Source organism: Actinomycetospora sp. ABD4_176, from assembly GCF_056311855.1.
Genome location: NZ_CM149974.1, coordinates 4,029,317 through 4,046,184 on the forward strand (window position 1 = coordinate 4,029,317; position 16,868 = coordinate 4,046,184).

15 protein-coding genes are annotated in these 16,868 nt (G+C 74.2%); 11 read left to right on the top strand and 4 right to left on the bottom strand.

Annotated elements, in window-relative coordinates:
• Nucleotides 1-89: 89 nt before the first annotated feature.
• Entirely contained in the window at nucleotides 90-1,172 is a 1,083-nt protein-coding gene (locus tag ACYX4T_RS19555; protein WP_476010940.1) for an inositol-3-phosphate synthase, read from the bottom strand.
• Nucleotides 1,173-1,228: 56 nt separating this feature from the next.
• Nucleotides 1,229-1,903, bottom strand: a complete 675-nt coding sequence (locus ACYX4T_RS19560; RefSeq protein WP_476010941.1) for a PadR family transcriptional regulator — start codon at nucleotides 1,901-1,903, stop codon at nucleotides 1,229-1,231.
• Nucleotides 1,904-2,090: 187 nt separating this feature from the next.
• On the opposite strand from ACYX4T_RS19560, the gene ACYX4T_RS19565 reads away from it, so the two are divergent.
• From ACYX4T_RS19565 to dnaB, 9 genes are all read left to right on the top strand, one after another.
• Complete coding sequence (locus tag ACYX4T_RS19565) at nucleotides 2,091-2,498, top strand: DUF5318 family protein (protein WP_476010942.1); 408 nt, start codon at nucleotides 2,091-2,093, stop codon at nucleotides 2,496-2,498.
• A gap of 86 nt (nucleotides 2,499-2,584) precedes the next feature.
• Nucleotides 2,585-5,428 carry a transglycosylase domain-containing protein gene (locus tag ACYX4T_RS19570; RefSeq protein WP_476010943.1) on the top strand — a complete coding sequence of 948 codons (2,844 nt, stop codon included), beginning with the start codon at nucleotides 2,585-2,587 and terminating at the stop codon, nucleotides 5,426-5,428.
• A gap of 24 nt (nucleotides 5,429-5,452) precedes the next feature.
• On the top strand, nucleotides 5,453-7,099 hold the full coding sequence (locus ACYX4T_RS19575; protein WP_476010944.1) for a glycosyltransferase family 87 protein: 1,647 nt from the start codon (nucleotides 5,453-5,455) through the stop codon (nucleotides 7,097-7,099).
• A gap of 172 nt (nucleotides 7,100-7,271) precedes the next feature.
• Nucleotides 7,272-8,276 (top strand): hypothetical protein, encoded by a 1,005-nt coding sequence (locus ACYX4T_RS19580; protein ID WP_476010945.1) that lies wholly within the window; start codon nucleotides 7,272-7,274, stop codon nucleotides 8,274-8,276.
• 147 nt (nucleotides 8,277-8,423) lie between these two features.
• Nucleotides 8,424-8,750, top strand: a complete 327-nt coding sequence (gene rpsF / locus ACYX4T_RS19585) for a 30S ribosomal protein S6 (RefSeq protein WP_476010946.1) — start codon at nucleotides 8,424-8,426, stop codon at nucleotides 8,748-8,750.
• Nucleotides 8,750-9,328 (top strand): single-stranded DNA-binding protein, encoded by a 579-nt coding sequence (locus tag ACYX4T_RS19590; protein ID WP_476010947.1) that lies wholly within the window; start codon nucleotides 8,750-8,752, stop codon nucleotides 9,326-9,328. Before rpsF ends, ACYX4T_RS19590 begins: the two co-directional genes overlap by 1 nt.
• 39 nt (nucleotides 9,329-9,367) lie before the next feature.
• A complete protein-coding gene (rpsR, locus tag ACYX4T_RS19595) occupies nucleotides 9,368-9,604 on the top strand; it encodes a 30S ribosomal protein S18 (RefSeq protein WP_116707953.1) in 237 nt (78 codons plus the stop codon).
• Nucleotides 9,605-9,615: 11 nt separating this feature from the next.
• On the top strand, nucleotides 9,616-10,065 hold the full coding sequence (gene rplI, locus ACYX4T_RS19600; RefSeq protein ID WP_476010948.1) for a 50S ribosomal protein L9: 450 nt from the start codon (nucleotides 9,616-9,618) through the stop codon (nucleotides 10,063-10,065).
• A gap of 639 nt (nucleotides 10,066-10,704) precedes the next feature.
• Entirely contained in the window at nucleotides 10,705-13,305 is a 2,601-nt protein-coding gene (dnaB, locus tag ACYX4T_RS19605) for a replicative DNA helicase (protein ID WP_476010949.1), read from the top strand.
• A 5-nt stretch (nucleotides 13,306-13,310) separates the two neighbouring features.
• On the opposite strand, the gene ACYX4T_RS19610 is transcribed toward dnaB, so the two are convergent.
• Nucleotides 13,311-14,510: an MFS transporter gene (locus ACYX4T_RS19610; RefSeq protein WP_476010950.1), complete on the bottom strand. Its 1,200-nt coding sequence runs from the start codon at nucleotides 14,508-14,510 to the stop codon at nucleotides 13,311-13,313.
• Nucleotides 14,511-14,539: 29 nt separating this feature from the next.
• On the bottom strand, nucleotides 14,540-14,869 hold the full coding sequence (gene cutA, locus ACYX4T_RS19615) for a divalent-cation tolerance protein CutA (RefSeq protein ID WP_476010951.1): 330 nt from the start codon (nucleotides 14,867-14,869) through the stop codon (nucleotides 14,540-14,542).
• Nucleotides 14,870-14,922: 53 nt separating this feature from the next.
• On the opposite strand from cutA, the gene ACYX4T_RS19620 reads away from it, so the two are divergent.
• Both ACYX4T_RS19620 and ACYX4T_RS19625 read left to right on the top strand, forming a co-directional pair.
• Entirely contained in the window at nucleotides 14,923-15,861 is a 939-nt protein-coding gene (locus ACYX4T_RS19620; protein ID WP_476010952.1) for an NAD-dependent epimerase/dehydratase family protein, read from the top strand.
• A 118-nt stretch (nucleotides 15,862-15,979) separates the two neighbouring features.
• A complete protein-coding gene (locus ACYX4T_RS19625; protein ID WP_476010953.1) occupies nucleotides 15,980-16,855 on the top strand; it encodes an aldo/keto reductase in 876 nt (291 codons plus the stop codon).
• Nucleotides 16,856-16,868: the final 13 nt, after the last annotated feature.

Consider the following 16,868-nt stretch of genomic DNA (forward strand, 5'->3'; position numbering starts at 1 on the left):
CTGCGCACGACTCCGGCGAGGGGCGCCCCTCGCCGACCTATTCGACCGAAGGTGCCCTTCGCTCAGAACCCACGGCCGGGCACGACGCGTCAGGCGGGCCCGCGCTCGCCGCGGATGAACTCCTCGACACGGTCGTAGGCCACCGAGTCGCGGTACTGCTCCGGCGGCGACTTCATGAAGTACGACGACGGCGCGAGCAGCGGGCCGCCGATGCCGCGGTCCATCGCGATCTTCGCCGCGCGGACGGCGTCGATGATGATGCCCGCGGAGTTCGGGGAGTCCCAGACCTCGAGCTTGTACTCCAGCGACAGCGGCACGTCGCCGAAGGCGCGGCCCTCGAGGCGCACGTAGGCCCACTTGCGGTCGTCGAGCCACGGCACGTGGTCCGACGGGCCGATGTGGACGTTGCCCTTGCCCATGTCGCGGTCGATCTGCGACGTCACCGAGTTGGTCTTCGACGTCTTCTTCGACTCCAGGCGCTCGCGCTCGAGCATGTTGCGGAAGTCCATGTTGCCGCCGACGTTGAGCTGCATCGTGCGGTCGAGGTGGACGCCGCGGTCCTCGAAGAGCTTCGCGAGCACGCGGTGGGTGATGGTGGCGCCGACCTGCGACTTGATGTCGTCGCCGACGATCGGCACGCCCGCGTCGGTGAACTTCTGCGCCCACTCGGGGTCCGACGCGATGAACACCGGCAGCGCGTTGACGAACGCCACGCCGGCGTCGATGGCGCACTGCGCGTAGAACTTGTCGGCGTCCTCGCTGCCCACGGGCAGGTAGGAGACGAGGACGTCGGCGCGGGCCTCGCGCAGCGCGGCGACGACGTCGACCGGGTCGCCGTCGGCCTCGGTGATGGTCTCGCGGTAGTAGCGCCCGAGGCCGTCGTAGGTGTGACCGCGCTGCACGGTCACGCCGGTCGGGGGCACGTCGGCGATGCGGATCGTGTTGTTCTCCGACGCCACGATGGCGTCGGCGAGGTCCTGGCCGACCTTCTTGGCGTCGACGTCGAACGCGGCCACGAACTCGAGGTCGCGGACGTGGTACCCGCCGAAGTCGACGTGCATCAGACCCGGCACCCGCGTGGCCGGGTCGGCGTCGGCGTAGTACTGCACGCCCTGCACGAGCGACGCGGCGCAGTTGCCCACGCCGACGATCGCCACTCGGACCGAACCCATGGCAGTTCTCCTCTTGTCTCTTCCTCGGGGGTGACGGGTGACGGACCTGTGGGGTGTCAGGCGCCGTGGGGGGACGGGCGGGCGGTGGTGCCCGGCTCGTCGTCGGGGGTCGGGGGCGAGCTCTCGGCGCGCTCGGCGGCGATGAGCTCGTTGAGCCAACGGACCTCGCGCTCGGTGGACTCGAGGCCGATGCGGTGCAGCTCGCGGGTGTAGTGGTCGATCTGCTCGCCGGCCCGGGACAACGTGGAGCGCAGACCCTCGCGACGCTCCTCGACCTGCCGCCGCCGGCCCTCGAGGATGCGCATGCGCACCTCGACCGGGGTCCGGGAGAAGAAGGCCAGGTGGATGCCGAAGCTCTCGTCGTCCCAGGCCTGCGGACCGACCTCGCCGAGCAGCTCGTCGAAGCGGTCCTTGCCCTCGGCGGTCAGCTCGAACACCCGGCGCCCGCGGCGCGTCTTCGAGCCCCAGGAGCCTCGGGACGCCGACCGTGTCGACCGGGACCGGGAGGACGCGGCGGTACCCGCGTCCACCGTGTGCTCGTCGGCGGCGTCGTCCGCCGCGTCGGCGGTCTCCGCGATCAGCCCGGCACGTTGGAGCCGGCGCAGGGTCGGGTAGAGCGAGCCCCACGAGAACGCGCGGAAGGTGCCGAGGCGGGCGTGGAGCTGCTTGCGCAGCTGGTAGCCGTGCATCGGCGCCTCGTGGAGCAGGCCGAGGACCGCGAGCTCGAGCACCGGCCGCCTCCCCCCTCGCGTACATGTCGACCGCCGGGTCGTCGCGACGATCACGGCGACCTCGCGTCGACCATATCGAACCGATACATCACGCGACCCCTCATCGGCGATCACGTCACATCCGGGGGGCGCCCGGGCCTCGCCGGAGCAGGGGACGGACTGCGGTCGCGGTGGCTAGGCTGGCGTCGTGCCGGGAGTCCGTCAGGTGGTCGACTACGCGCTGCAGCGCCGCGCGGTGCTCGCCGACGTCGCGGCCGGACGCGTGGCCACCGCGGACGCCTGCGACGCCGGGGTCTACCTGCTCCAGGCGGCCTCGTACCACGGCCGCCCGAGCCCCCGGCCGTGCCCGCTCTGCCGGCAGGAACAGCTCGTCGAGGTCAACTGGATCTTCGGCGAACGCCTCGGTGCGGCCGCCGGATCCGCTCGTTCCGCCGACGAGATCAGCCGTCTGGCGGATGCGATCAGCGAGTTCACCGTCCACGTCGTGGAGGTCTGCCGGTCGTGCCGGTGGAACCACCTCGTACAGTCATACGTCCTGGGGACCGACGACGCGTCGGGAGGAGGCCGCCGGCGCCGCCGGACCGCCTCCCCCTGACGGCTCCGGCCGGTCGCGGCCCCCGGGACCGACGGGAGGGCCCTCGGGCCTGAACAAGGGCACCACCCGGGATCGGGAGGCGATCGGTGGACGACGAGCGGCGCACGGACCGCGGGGGTGGACGACCCCCCGCGCCCGACCGCGGCACCCCGCCCGCACCGCCGGCCCGACCCGGCGCCAGTGGCGGCCCGCCCGGCTCCCCGTCCGGCCCACCCCGCGGCGCCCCCGGCCGCCCGCCCGGCGGACCGCCGCCCGGCCCCCCGCCGGGCCCCGGCCGGCCCGGGCCGCACCGGCCGGCTCCCCACCACGGCGCCCCGCACCCCGACGGCGGCCTGCCCCCGGGCTGGCGCCCCGTCCCCCCATCGCAGAACCCCACCCGCCAGGACGACCACCACCCGATCGACGCGCCGACGGTCGCGAACGGCGCGCGCCGGAGCGCCGTCGGCACCGTCACGCCGCCCGAGGGCCGCGAGACGGCCCGCGAGCCGCGCCTGCTGACCCACGACACCGCGCGCTCCCGCAGCGCCGGCGAGGAGGGCCGCGACGGCGCCCACGGTTCGGCCACGCGCGCGATGGCGCCGACCGCCGCGTCCGGGTCGTCGCGCGCCGCCATGGCCGCCGGCGGGCTCTCGGGCACGGCCGTGGCGCCGGCGCGCACGCGTCCCGGCGGGGGCGACGACGGCGGCGACGAGCCCCCGCGCGGCCGCCGACCCGGCCGACCCGGCCCGCCCGGCCCCGAGCCGAAGCGCCGCGGACGCCGCATCCGGCGCGTCGTCCTCCTGCTGCTCGGCCTGGTGATCCTCGGCCCGGTGCTCGCGTTCGCGGTCGGCTGGATCTTCTTCCGCGTGCCGACGCCCGACGACGCGGCCAACAACCAGGTCGCCACCATGGCCTACGCCGACGGGTCGTCGCTGGCCTCGCTCGTGCCCGAGCAGGGCAACCGGATCAAGGTGCCGGTCACCCAGGTGCCGCTGCACGTGCAGCAGGCGGTGCTCTCGGCCGAGGACCGCTCGTTCTACTCGAACCTCGGGTTCGACCCCGTCGGCATCCTGCGCGCCACGTGGAACCAGGCCACCGGCGGCTCCGGCGGCGGGTCGACGGTCACCCAGCAGTACGTGAAGAACGTGCTGGTGGGCGACGAGTACTCGCTGTGGCGCAAGTACCGCGAGGTGGTGATCGCGGCGAAGATCTCCCAGGAGCAGTCCAAGGAGGAGATCCTCGGCAACTACCTCAACACGATCTACTTCGGCCGCGGCGCCTACGGCATCCAGGCCGCGTCGCAGGCGTACTTCGGCAAGGACGTCTCGCAGCTCACGGTGTCCGAGGGCGCGATGCTCGCCGGGCTCATCCAGTCGCCGTCGCGCTGGGACCCCGCGGTCGACCCCGGCATGTCCCAGCAGCGCTGGACCTTCGTCCTCGACGGCATGGTCAGCCAGAACTGGCTGCCGGCCGGCGAGCGCGCGGGCCAGACGTTCCCGGCGACCATCCCGCCCCAGCCGCGCCGCAGCGGCATCCCGGACAACGACCGCGGCCACATCGTCTCGGCGGTGCGCGACGAGCTGAACTCCTACGGGATCACCGAGCAGCAGGTGAACCAGGAGGGTCTGCAGGTCACCACGACCATCGACCCGGAGCTGCAGGACGAGGCCGTCGAGTCGGTCGAGCGCCAGCTGCGCGGTCAGCCGGGGAACCTGCGGACGTCCCTGGTGTCGGTCGACCCCCGCACCGGCGCGGTGCTCGCCTACTACGGCGGGGAGGACGGCTCCGGGTTCGACTACGCCCAGACCCGCCGCCAGCCCGGGTCGTCGTTCAAGCCGTTCGTGCTGCTCGCGGGCCTGCAGCGCAACCCCTCGCCGATCGGTCTCGGCACGACGTTCGACGGCTCGAGCCCGCAGACGATCGCGGGCACCGAGGTCGAGAACAACGAGGGCGAGAACTGCGCGAACTGCGACCTGCGCACGGCCATGACGCAGTCGATCAACACCGTCTTCTACCAGCTCGGCGTCCAGGTGGGCCCACAGAGCGTGGCCGACGCGGCGCACCAGGCCGGCATCAGCGCCGAACTCCCGAACCCCTCGGGCGGCATCTCGCTGGGTGACCGCGAGGTCCGCCCCGGCGACATGGCCGCGGCCTACGGCACGTTCGCCGCCGACGGCGTCTACCACCGCCCGCACCTCGTCAGCCGCGTCACCACGGCCGACGGGCGCGTGCTCTACGACGCGGGGGCGCCGGCGGGCGAGACGCGCATGACCCAGCAGCTCGCCCGCAACGTCACCGAGGCGATGCTGCAGGTGGCCGACCACTCCGGGATCCCCCTGGCCGGGGGCCGCCCGGTGGCCGCGAAGACGGGCACCGTGCAGTCGTCGGTGGAGGGCCAGAACAACGACGCGTGGATGGTCGGGTTCACGCCCTCGATCTCCACGGCGGTGTGGGTCGGCACGGACGACAACACGCCGATCAAGAACGGCAGCGGGGCGCCGATCTACGGCCGCGGCATGCCGGGCCAGATCTGGCAGGGCTACATGAACGACGCCCTGAGCGACGACCCGGTCGAGCAGTTCTCGGAGTTCCGGCCGATCGGCACCCCGCCCCAGACCACGCCGACCGCACCGCCGGAGCCGGAGTGCGTCGAGGGCCGGCCGTGCCCGCCCGAGGGCGGGGACCAGGGCGGCGAGCAGGGCGACGACCAGGGCGACCAGGGCCAGTACGGCGGTGACGGCGGCTACGACGGCGGCTACGACGGCGGCTACTACGGCGGTGACGGCGGTGGCGGCGGCGGTGACCAGGGCGGTCAGGGCGGCGGCCAGGGCGACGGCGGCCAGGGCGGCGGTGGTGACGGCCAGGGCGGCGACGGTGGCGACGGTGGCGACGGTGGCGACGGCGGCGGCAGTGGCGGCGGCGACGGCGGCGGCCTGTTCGGTGATGGCTGACGTCGGGTGCGGAGGACGGGGCGCGTGACCGGCGCCCCGACCCGCTCCGGCTCGTCGCGGGCGCGCACTCACGACCCCGCGTCGCTCGGCCCCGACCAGCGGGTGCGGCCCACCCAGGAGGACCCGTTCGTCGCGTCGCTCTCGGCGGCGGTCGGGGGGCCGCTGGGCGAGCACGCCGTCGCCGGGCGGGCGCGGTTCCTGACCCCGCTGCGGGTGGTGCTGCTGCTCGCGGTCGTCGTGCTCGCGCTCGCGTGGTTCGCCAAGGCGCCGTGTCTGCAGCAGTACCCGGGCGACGACGGGCTCGAGCTCGACTGGCGCGACGGCCGCCAGTACGTCGCGATGTGCTACTCGGACACGGTCCCGCTCTACACCGCCGAACGCCTCGACGTCGGCGGCGTGCCGTACGTGACGTCGTGGGTCGACCGCCGCGAGGACGGCAGCGAGCAGGTCCGCTACATGGAGTACCCGGTGCTCACGGGGTTCTTCCAGTGGGCCAACGCGCGCCTCGCGGACCTCTGGCTCGCCGGTGCCGACGCGGGCCTGCTCCCCGGCGGGCTCGCGGTGGTCGTGTACTTCGACCTCTCGGCGTTCTGGCTCGCGCTCGCGTGGCTGGTGACGATCTGGGCGGTGGTCCGGCTGCGACCCGGGCGACCGTGGGACGCCGCGCTGGCCGCGGTGTCGCCCCTGGTCGCGGTGCACGCCTTCACGAACTTCGACACCCTCGCCGTCGCCGCCGCGACGCTGGGGATGCTCGCGTGGTCGCGGCGCCGACCGGTGCTCGCCGGCGTCGTCCTCGGCATCGGGGCGGCGGCGAAGCTCTACCCGCTGTTCCTGCTCTTCCCGCTGCTGCTGCTCTGCCTGCGTGCCGGGCGGATGCGGGCGTGGGCACAGGCGGCCGCGGCCGGGGTGGCGGCGTGGGCGCTGGTCAACCTGCCGGTGGCCTTCCTCGCGCCCGCGGGCTGGTGGGAGTTCTTCCGGCTCAACGGTGAACGCGGCGCCGACCCCGACTCGCTCTACAACGTCGTCGCCGGGCTCACGGGGTGGAGCGGGTTCGACGGCCCGCTGGCTCCCGGGCAGCCGCCGACGGTGCTCAACGCCGTCAGCGCCGTGCTGTTCGCGGTGTGCTGCCTGGCGATCGCGGTGCTCGTCGTGCGGGCGCCGCGGCGACCGCGGTTCGCGGCGATCGCCTTCCTCGTCATCGTGGCGTTCCTGCTGACCAACAAGGTGTGGAGCCCGCAGTACTCGCTGTGGCTCGTGCCGCTCGCGGTGCTCGCCTACCCGCGGTGGCGCCCGCTGCTGGTCTGGATGCTGCTCGACGCGCTGGTCTGGGCGCCGCGGATGTACTACTACCTCGGCACCGACGCCAAGGGCCTGCCGGCGCCCTGGTTCTACGGCGCCGTCATCGTGCGCGACGTCGCGGTCCTCGCCGTCGCCGCGCTGGTCGTCCGGTCGGTCCTGCGCCCCGAGCACGACCCGATCCGCACGCCGCGCGACCCGTCCTTCTCCCGCGGGCTCGACGACCCCGACGGCGGCGTGCTCGACGGCGCTCCCGACGAGGTGCGTCGCCTGGCCCGGGCCGACGCGGTGCTCGGTGCCGTCGGTGGGGCGGTCGGCCGTCCCGTCGGGCGCCTGCTTCGGCGCGGGCGGGAGCGGTCCGCAGTCCCTCGATGAGGGCGGGTCCGCACCGGCGGGCGTGTCGCTGGGCGACGACCTCGGCGGGTGGGTGAGGCTGGGCGTCACCACCGGGCGACCTCCTCGTTGGTCAGCACGTGCCGCCGGTCGGCCCGCTCCCCCGTGGGGCTCCGCCGGCACTCCCCCGGGCAGTCGGAGAAAGGTCCCCTTCATGGCGCTGCGTGCTCCCCGCCTGCTCACGACCGCCCTCGCGGGTGGCGTGCTGACGGGAACGCTCCTCCTCGGTGCCGGGTCCGCGCTGGCGGCGCCGGCGGCCCCGGCCGCCGACGACGTCGTCGAGGCGCGTTGTGGAGAGACCGTCCGCGCCGAGCCGGGTCAGAGCGTCAAGGTGATCCCCGACCTCGGGCTGCCGATCGTCCGCGAGGTCACCCGCGGCATGGACCCGATCACCAAGCTCGTCGGCGGGCTCCTCTGCCGTGTGCAGGTCGAGGTCGTCGAGCCCGTCTCCGAGCAGGTCGCGCAGGCCGCCCCGCCGTTGCGCCCGGCGACCGACCAGCTCAGCCGCAGCACCGGCGCGGTGCTCGACCCCGAGCCGCAGGAGGCGCCGACCTCGGCGTCCCGCGCCGCCCGCACCCCCGCGCCGGCCGCCGCGGCGGTGCCGACGCTCACCCCGCAGCAGGCCGCGGCCGCCGCGCCGGCGTTCGCGCCCGCGTTCGGCGCGCTGCCCTCGTCGTTCCTGCGCTCGGCGTCGGGCCCGGCCCCCGGCGTGCGTGCCCCTGACCCGAACGCGCTGCTCGGCTCCGCGTTCCCCGGCCTGCGCGCCGGCGCTCCCGCCTACCTCGGCTACGACCCGGCGAGTGCGGTGACCACCGCCAGCCAGGTCCAGGCGCTGCCGGTCGACGGGCTGAGCACCGGCGGCGTGGGCGTGCCCGCGCTGATCGCGGTCCTCGCGCTGTCGGGCGTCGCGGCCTTCACGGTCCGCCGTGTCGTGCTGGGCAAGGCCACGACGTCGTCGGTCATGTCCGCGGACGCGCCCGAGGGGGACGACGCCCGGACCGGCGAGACCGCCGCGACCACCGGGGCCGGCGACACCGACGCCACCCGCGCGGTGGACACGGCCGACGCGGTGCAGACGGACGAGGACCTCGACGAGACCGATGACGAGGCCGGCGCCGTGCGCACCCCGTCCGCGGGCCGCGCACCCGTACCGGCCTGACCTGCGCACCCGACGGAACCGTCGGGCGGGCTGCTGCGTCGGACCCGGTAGGGCCTCGGCGGGAGCAGCACCGCAGGTTGGTAGCCTGATCGGACCGAGACCCTCCTGCCACGGAACGTCCGTGGCCGCATAGCCCACAGGAGGTGAGTGGTTCTCGTGCGCCACTACGAACTGGTCGTGATCCTCGAGCCGAGCCTCGACGAGCGCACCGTCGCCCCGTCCCTCGAGACGTTCCTCAACGTCGTCCGCAAGGACGGCGGCACCGTCGAGAACGTCGAGGTCTGGGGCCGCCGTCGCCTCGCCTACGAGATCGAGAAGAACGCCGAGGGCATCTACGCGGTCCTCGACGTCAACTGCGAGCCCGCCACGGTCAAGGAGATGGACCGGCAGCTCGCGCTGAACGAGTCCGTCCTGCGGACCAAGGTCATGCGCCGCGACCCCGCCTTCGCCGGGCGCCGGGGCAAGGCGAACTGATGGCCGGCGACACGGTCATCACCGTCGTCGGCAACCTCACCGCCGACCCGGAGCTGCGGTTCACGCCGTCCGGTGCCGCCGTCGCCAACTTCACGGTCGCGTCGACGCCGCGCACCTTCGACCGCCAGAGCGGTGAGTGGAAGGACGGCGAGGCGCTGTTCCTGCGCTGCAACATCTGGCGCCAGGCCGCCGAGAACGTCGCCGAGACGCTCACGCGCGGGGCCCGGGTGATCGTGCAGGGACGCCTCAAGCAGCGCTCGTTCGAGACCCGCGAGGGCGAGAAGCGCACCGTCATCGAGCTCGAGGTCGACGAGGTCGGCCCCTCGCTCCGCTACGCCACCGCGTCCGTCACCAAGGCCTCCCGCGGCCAGGGCGGCGGCGGGTACGGCGGCGGTGGCGGCGGGGGCTTCGGCTCCGGCGGCGGCAACGGTGGCGGTGGCGGTGGCGGCGGCTACGGCTCCGGGGGCTCCGGCGGGTCCGGCGGCGGCTACGGCGGGTCGGACGACCCGTGGGCCTCGGCCCCGGCCGCCGGATCGTCGGGCGGCAGCGGCGGCTACGACGACGAGCCCCCGTTCTAGACCTCACACATCCCAGTTCTGCTCAGGAGAAGACACACCATGGCGAAGCCGCCGGTGCGCAAGCCGAAGAAGAAGGTCTGCACCTTCTGCAAGGACAAGAACCAGCTGATCGACTACAAGGACACCAACCTCCTGCGGAAGTACATCTCCGACCGGGGGAAGATCCGCGCGCGGCGGGTGTCGGGCAACTGCAGCCAGCACCAGCGCGACGTGGCCACCGCGGTGAAGAACTCGCGCGAGATGGCCCTGCTGCCCTACACGTCGACGGCGCGCTGAGGGAGGACGACGTGAAGCTCATCCTCACCGCCGACGTCGCCAACCTGGGCGGCCCCGGCGACACCGTCGAGGTCAAGGACGGCTACGGCCGCAACTTCCTGCTGCCCCGCGGGCTGGCCATCGTCGCCAGCCGCGGCGCGCAGAAGCAGGTCGACACGATCCGCCGCACCCAGGAGGGCAAGCGGATCCGCGACCTCGACCACGCCAAGGAGGTCGCCGGGCAGCTCCAGGGCCTCGGCACCGTCACGGTCACCGGCAAGGCCGGCCAGGGCGGGCGCCTCTTCGGCTCGGTCACGCCGGCCGACGTCGTGTCCGCGGTTCGCTCGCAGGGCGGGCCGAACCTCGACAAGCGCTTCATCGACATCTCCGGGCACATCAAGTCGACCGGCGACCACACGGTCGTCGTCCGGCTGCACCCGGACGTCGCGGTCGACCTGCCCCTGGACGTCCAGGGCGCCTGACCGCCAGCAGTCCCCACGTCGGACGTCACGACGGGCCCGGCACCTCCTGGTGCCGGGCCCGACGTGTGTCCGGGGGTGTCAGCCGCGGTGTGTCAGCGAAGTGCCGTCCCTGACACTCAACGTCCGTATCGGTACTTCGATCATCCGGCGATCACCCGGCGATCACCGGCGGCCGCGCGACGGGCACCGACCGGGGGCCGCCCGGCGAGCCGGGCCCGCCGCTCGGCTCGACACGCCCCGCGTGCGGGTGAACACCCCGGCGACACGCCCCGGGACGACGCGCCGGTCGGACCTTCATCCACTTGTTGTCCACAGTGCGCACAGGCCCCTGATCTGCACCGATGAGGCGGATGAGGGTGTTGCCAACAGGTTGTCCCCAGGTGTGTGCCCACCGCGGGGGTGTGCTCGGTGGACCGATCCCGGGGCTGTCCCCAGCCCATCCCCAGGGCCTGCTGGAGCCGCGCCGGGCGGGGACCTAGCGTGCCCCGGGACGCGGTCGCGACGGCGGCGGCCGACGGGTCGCCGCCTCGCGCCGGCCCGGTCGGAGCCGGGGGCTGTCGGAGAGCACTGCTAGAACAGGTGTTCGACGGGTGCGGGATCGTCGAGGGCCTGTCGGGACGAGCGGAGGGAGTGACCGTCGTGGCGGTGCTGGACGATCGGGGGACGTCCGGGCGGGGTCCGGAGCGTCCGGGCTCGGCCCCGCCGGAGTTCGACCGGCAGCCGCCGCAGGACCTGCCGGCCGAGCAGTCCGTGCTGGGGGCGATCCTGCTGTCCAAGGACGCGATCGCCGACGTCGTCGAGATGCTCAAGCCCGACGACTTCTACCGCCCGGCCCACCAGACGGTCTACGAGTGCGTGCTCGACCTCTACGGGCGCGGCGAGCCCGCCGACCCGGTGACGGTGTCGGCGGAGCTCGAGAAGCGCGGCGAGCTGCTGCGCATCGGCGGCGCGCCCTACCTGCACACCCTCATCGCGACGGTCCCCACGGCCGCCAACGCCGGCTACTACGCCGAGATCGTGGCCGACCGCGCGATCCTGCGCCGCCTCGTCGAGGCGGGCACGCGCATCGTCCAGCTCGGCTACCACGGGGCCGAGGGGTCGGACACCGACGACATCGTCGACCGGGCCCAGGCCGCCGTCTACGAGGTCACCGACCGCCGGGTCACCGAGGACTACGTCGCGCTGGAGGACGTCCTCCAGCCGACCATGGACGAGATCGACGCCATCGCCTCGCGCGGCGGGGTCTCGTTCGGCGTGCCCACGGGCTTCACCGACCTCGACGACGTCACCAACGGCCTCCACGCCGGCCAGATGATCATCGTGGCGGCGCGGCCCGGCATCGGGAAGGCGCTCGCGCTCGACACCCCGCTCGCCACCCCGGACGGCTGGACGACGATGGGCGAGGTCGGGGTCGGCGACCTGCTGCTCGACGCCGCCGGTCGGCCCACACGGGTGGTGGCCGCCACCGAGGTCATGACCGGTCGTCCCTGCTACGACGTCGAGTTCTCCGACGGCACGGTGATCACGGCGGACGAGTCCCACCAGTGGCTCACCGACACCCGTGCCTCGCGTCGATCGACGCGTGTGCCCGCTCGGGTGCGCACCACGGGCGACATCGCGGCCACGCTGCGCTGCGAAACCGCCGACGGCCGCATCAACCACTCGGTGCGGGTCGCCGCGCCGCTGCAGCTCCCCGAGCGCGACCTCCTCGTCCCGCCTTACGCCCTCGGGGTGTGGCTGGGCGACGGGACGTCGGCATCGGCGTCGTTCACGAGTGCCGACCCGGAGATCGCCAGCCACGTCGAGGCCGAGGGGGGTCTGCGGGCGCCGCTGGTCGGGAGCCTGCGCTACGGCCTGCGCCTGCCCGCTGACGCCGTGCCCGCGGAGCGGTCCTGTGCGGTGTGCGGCGCGCCGTTCCGGCCGGGCACGTCGCAGGTGCGCACGTGCGGCCGCTCCTGTGGCGGTCGGGCGCGCTTCCTGCCCGCCCCGGTGCCGGCGCCCACCTGCCCCGACTGCGGCGGTCCCTCCAGTGGCCTCACCCGCTGCCAGGCCTGCCGCGACCACCACGGGACGGTGCAGGGCCGCCTGCGGACGCTCGGGGTCCTGGGGAACAAGCACATCCCGCGGGAGTACCTGCGCGCCTCGGAGGAGCAGCGCCGAGCCCTGCTGGCCGGTCTGCTCGACACGGACGGCACGGTGCTGCCCACCGGGGTCGTGCAGTTCGCGGTCACGAGCGCCCGTCTCGCCGCCGATGTCGCCGAGCTCCTGGCGAGCCTTGGTCTGCGCTGCTCGACGGTCACCAAGAACGTGCGGGGACGCACGGAGCAGTCGAGCACGGCGTACCTCGTGACCTTCTCGACGGTCGACGAGGTCTTCCGGCTCGAGCGGAAGCGCCTCGCCCACAAGGAGCGACGGCGGGCGACGGACGACACCCGCAGCGGGCTCCGCTACGTCGTGGACGTCCGTCCGGTGCCGTCGGTGCCGGTGCGTTGCGTCGAGGTCGACAACTCGGATCACCTCTACCTCGCGGGCCGGTCGATGGTGCCCACCCACAACTCGACGCTGGGGATGGACTTCGCCCGGTCGGCAAGCGTCAAACACGGCCTGACCTCGGCGTTCTTCTCCCTGGAGATGAGCCGCACCGAGATCGTCATGCGCCTGCTCTCCGCCGAGGCGAAGATCCGCCTGGCCGACATGCGGTCGGGCACGATGACCGACGACGACTGGACGCGGCTCGCGCGGCGGATGAGCGAGATCAGCGAGGCGCCGCTGTTCATCGACGACTCGCCCAACATGACGATCATGGAGATCCGGGCGAAGGCGCGGCGGCTCAAGCAGCGCCACGACCTGAAGCTGATCATCCTCGACTACATGCAGCTGATGACCTCGGGCAAGAAGGTCGAGTCCCGCCAGCAGGAGGTCTCGGAGTTCTCGCGTCAGCTCAAGCTGCTGGCCAAGGAGCTCGAGGTCCCGCTGGTCGCGATCAGCCAGCTCAACCGAGGTCCCGAGCAGCGCACCGACAAGAAGCCGATGCTCTCCGACCTCCGCGAGTCCGGGTCGCTGGAGCAGGACGCCGACATGGTCATGCTCATCAGCCGCCCCGACGCGTTCGAGCGCGACGACCCGCGCGCCGGCGAGGCCGACCTCATCCTCGCCAAGCACCGCAACGGGCCCACGGCGACCATCACCGTCGCGCACCAGCTGCACTACAGCCGCTTCAGCGACATCGCTCGGGGATAGCGTGGTCAGGGCGAGCGCAGCGGCCACACCACGACGACGGCGAGCGCCAGGAGCACCCCCATGAAGCCGACGGTGGCGGGCCAGCCGGCGAGGCCGTAGGCGACGCCGCCGAGCGTCCCGCCCACCGAGGAGCCGACGTAGAACGCGCCCAGGTACAGCCCGGACGCCACGGCGCGGCCGTGCTCGGCCCGCCGGCCGACCCACGCGCTCGCGACGGGGTGCGCGGCGAAGAAGCCGACGGTCAGCAGCACGAGGCCGGCGACGACGACGCCGACGAACGGCGCCAGCATCGCCGCGGCCCCGAGGGCGGCGAGGCCGGCGGCCCCGACGAGGACGGGCCGGGCGCCCACGCGGTCGGCGAGCCGGCCCGCGCGGGTCGAGGTGGCCGTGCCGACCGCGTAGAGCACGAACACGAAGCCGACGACCAGCGGCGGCAGCCGGAAGGGCGGCCCGAGCAGCAGGAACGTCACGTAGTTGTAGGCGCAGACGAACACGCCCATGACGAGCAGCCCGACGGCGAGCAGCCGGCGCATCACGGGGTCGTGCAGGTGCGCGCCGACCTCGCGCAGCAGCGCCCCGGCGCCGACGGGTGCCGGGCGGAAGCGACGCGAGGCGGGCAGCACCAGCGCGAACACGACGAGGCAGGCGGCCGAGAGGAGCGCGATCCCGCCGAGCGCCCAGCGCCACGAGCCGGTGAGGTCGGCGAGGGCGCTGACCACGACCCGGCCGCCGAAGCCGCCGACCGAGTTGCCGGCGACGTAGAGGCCCATCGCGCCACCGAGGTGCCGGCCGTCGACCTCGTCGGCGAGGTAGGCCATGCCGACCGCCGGCAGCCCGGCCAGCGCCAGCCCCTCGAGGCCCCGCAGGGCGAGCAGCAGCCCGAAGCCCGGGGCGACCGCCGCCGCCAGGCCGAGCACGACCGCGGCCACCAGCGAGCCCAGCATCACCGGGCGCCGCCCCCACCGCTCCGAGAGCGCGCTGGCCGGGATGATGCCGACGGCCACGGCGGCGGTGCTCACCGAGACCGACAGCGACGCCTCACCCGGCGTGATCCCGTACGCGTCGACCAGCGCCGGGAGCAGCGGCTGTGTCGCGTAGAGCAGGGCGAACGTCGTGAAGCCCGCGAAGAACAGCCCGACCGCGACGGGCCGGAAGCCGGGTTCGCCGCGGCGCAGGGCCGTCGGGACCGCGGGCGCCGTCGACATCGTTGCCGAGGCTAACGGTCAGGGCGCGCTCACGCCTCGGTCTCGTTCGTCACCCACGCCAGGTAGGGCCCGTGCCCGCCGACGACGGGCAGGACGAGCACCTCGGGCACGTCGTAGGTGTGCTCGGCGACGAGGCGGTCGTGCAGGTCGTCGACGCGGGCCGCGTCGGTCTTGAGCCAGAGCTGCCACTCCGGCTCCACCGACACCGCGCCCTCCCACCGGAACACGCTGCGCACCGGGCCGACGATCTGGGCGCAGGCGGCCAGGTGCGCGTCGACGAGCAGGCGGGCGAGGCGCTCGGCCTCGTCGGCGGAGTCGGTGGTGGTGAGCACGACGCGGGCGGTGGGTGCGTCAGGCATCGCGGGTCCTCCGGTGGGCGTCGTCGGATGGCGGTCCGTGCCACGATGCGCCGATGCTCCTCGTCACCGGTGCCACGGGGTTCGTCGGGTCGGCGGTCGTCACGCTGCTGCACGAGCGGGGGTACGCGGTGCGGGCCGTGGTGCGCGACCCCGCGCGCGCCGACGTCCTGCCCGACGGCGTCGAGCGGGTGGCCGCGGACCTCGCCGACGGCGAGTCCCTGGCCCGCGCGATGGACGGATGCGAGGGCGTCTTCCACCTCGCGGCGGCCGTGGGCGCGCCGGGCCCCGAGGCGCGCGAGCTCAACGTCGGCGGGACGCGGCGGGTCGTCGAGGCGGCACGCCGGGCCGGGGTCGGGCGGCTGGTCCACACCTCGACCAGCGCCGCGATCGCCGTGCCCGACCCCGCCGGCCCCGGCCTGCTCGTCGCCGAGGACGCCGCGGGCGGCACCGCGCTCACCGACCCCTACTCGGCGACCAAGGCCGAGGCCGAGACGGTGGTGCTCGACGCGGTGGCCGCGGGCGAGGTGGACGCCGTCGTCGCGACCGTCGTCAACGCCTACGGGCCGTCGCCGCGCGGGCCGCGCAGCTACGACCAGCTGCTCGTCGCGGCGGCCCGGGGCGAGGTCGGCGACATCGTCGACACCCGGGTCGGCTGGACGCTCGCCGAGGACATCGCGGCCGGCGAGCTCCTCGCGTTCACCGACGGCGAGGCGGGCCGGCGCTACGTGCTGTGCGGGCAGGTCGCGTCGTTCCCCGAGGTGCTCGACACCTACTGCGAGCTGGCCGGGAGCCCCCACCGCGTGCGCGCGCTCCCCGAGGGCAGCGAGCTCTCCCCCGACGCGCCCCCGTTCGCCGACCGGTCGGTGATCTACGGACGCCTCGGGGGCTACCGGGTGCGCGACGACCACGCCCGGGCGCTGGGCGTGGCGGGCCGCGGGATCGCCGAGGGGCTCGAGGTCACCGCTCGCTGGATGGCCGGCGTCTCAGCCTGACGGGGGGCTACCGACCGGTCGGATGGGAGATGGGACACGCCCGCCCGCGTCCGCCGGGCACCAGTGCCACGCTGGGGAGTACGGCCGGGACACACACGGCCGGGGAGAGGGTGAGTTGATGACCGACGACAGCGGGGTCGGACACGGCGTCGTGGCCGCCTCCGGTGAGTTCACGCTGGGCGACGACCTGACGGTGCGGCGGCTGGGCTACGGCGCCATGCGGCTGACCGGCGAGGGCATCTGGGGTCCGCCGAAGGACCCGGACAACGCGGTGGCCGTGCTGCGCCGCGCCGTCGACCTCGGGGTGGACTTCGTCGACACGGCCGACTCGTACGGCCCGTACGTCAGCGAGGAGCTGGTCCGCGAGGCGCTCTACCCCTACCGCGGGGTCGCGGTCGCGACGAAGGCCGGCCTGCTGCGCACCGGGCCCAACAAGTGGATCCCGTGCGGGCGCCCGGACTACCTGCGCCAGGAGTGCGAGATGAGCCTGCGCCGCCTCGGCGTGGAGACCCTCGACCTCTTCCAGCTCCACCGCATCGACCCGCACGTGGCCGCGGACGAGCAGTTCGGCCTGCTCGCCGACCTGCAGCGCGAGGGCAAGGTGCGCCACGTCGGTCTGAGCCAGGTCTCGGTCGCCGACATCGAGGCGGCCGGCCGGATCGTCGACGTCGCGTCGGTGCAGAACCGCTACAACCTCGTCGACCGGTCGTCGGACGACGTCCTGCGCCACTGCACCGAGCACGGCATCGGGTTCATCCCGTGGGCGCCGGCCGACGCGGGCAAGCTCGCCGAGCCCGGCAACGCCGCCGAGCGCGCGGCCGAGGCCTTCGGCGCCACGCCGGCGCAGGTCGCCCTGGCGTGGCTGCTGCAGCGCAGCTCGGTGATGCTGCCGATCCCGGGGACGAGCTCGCTGGAGCACCTCGAGGAGAACTGCGGCGCCGCGGCCCTCGAGCTCGACCGCGGCACCGTCGCCACCCTCGACGCGGCGGCTTAGCCCGCCGTCGGAG

Bases quoted from the DNA above. Each gene is read 5' to 3' on its own strand.
- ACYX4T_RS19555 (WP_476010940.1), bottom strand. From the start codon at position 1,172: ATGGGTTCGGTCCGAGTGGCGATCGTCGGCGTGGGCAACTGCGCCGCG.
- ACYX4T_RS19620 (WP_476010952.1), top strand. From the start codon at position 14,923: ATGCTCCTCGTCACCGGTGCCACGGGGTTCGTCGGGTCGGCGGTCGTC.
- cutA (WP_476010951.1), bottom strand. From the start codon at position 14,869: ATGCCTGACGCACCCACCGCCCGCGTCGTGCTCACCACCACCGACTCC.
- ACYX4T_RS19610 (WP_476010950.1), bottom strand. From the start codon at position 14,510: ATGTCGACGGCGCCCGCGGTCCCGACGGCCCTGCGCCGCGGCGAACCC.
- ACYX4T_RS19580 (WP_476010945.1), top strand. From the start codon at position 7,272: ATGGCGCTGCGTGCTCCCCGCCTGCTCACGACCGCCCTCGCGGGTGGC.
- rpsR (WP_116707953.1), top strand. From the start codon at position 9,368: ATGGCGAAGCCGCCGGTGCGCAAGCCGAAGAAGAAGGTCTGCACCTTC.
- ACYX4T_RS19625 (WP_476010953.1), top strand. From the start codon at position 15,980: ATGACCGACGACAGCGGGGTCGGACACGGCGTCGTGGCCGCCTCCGGT.
- ACYX4T_RS19590 (WP_476010947.1), top strand. From the start codon at position 8,750: ATGGCCGGCGACACGGTCATCACCGTCGTCGGCAACCTCACCGCCGAC.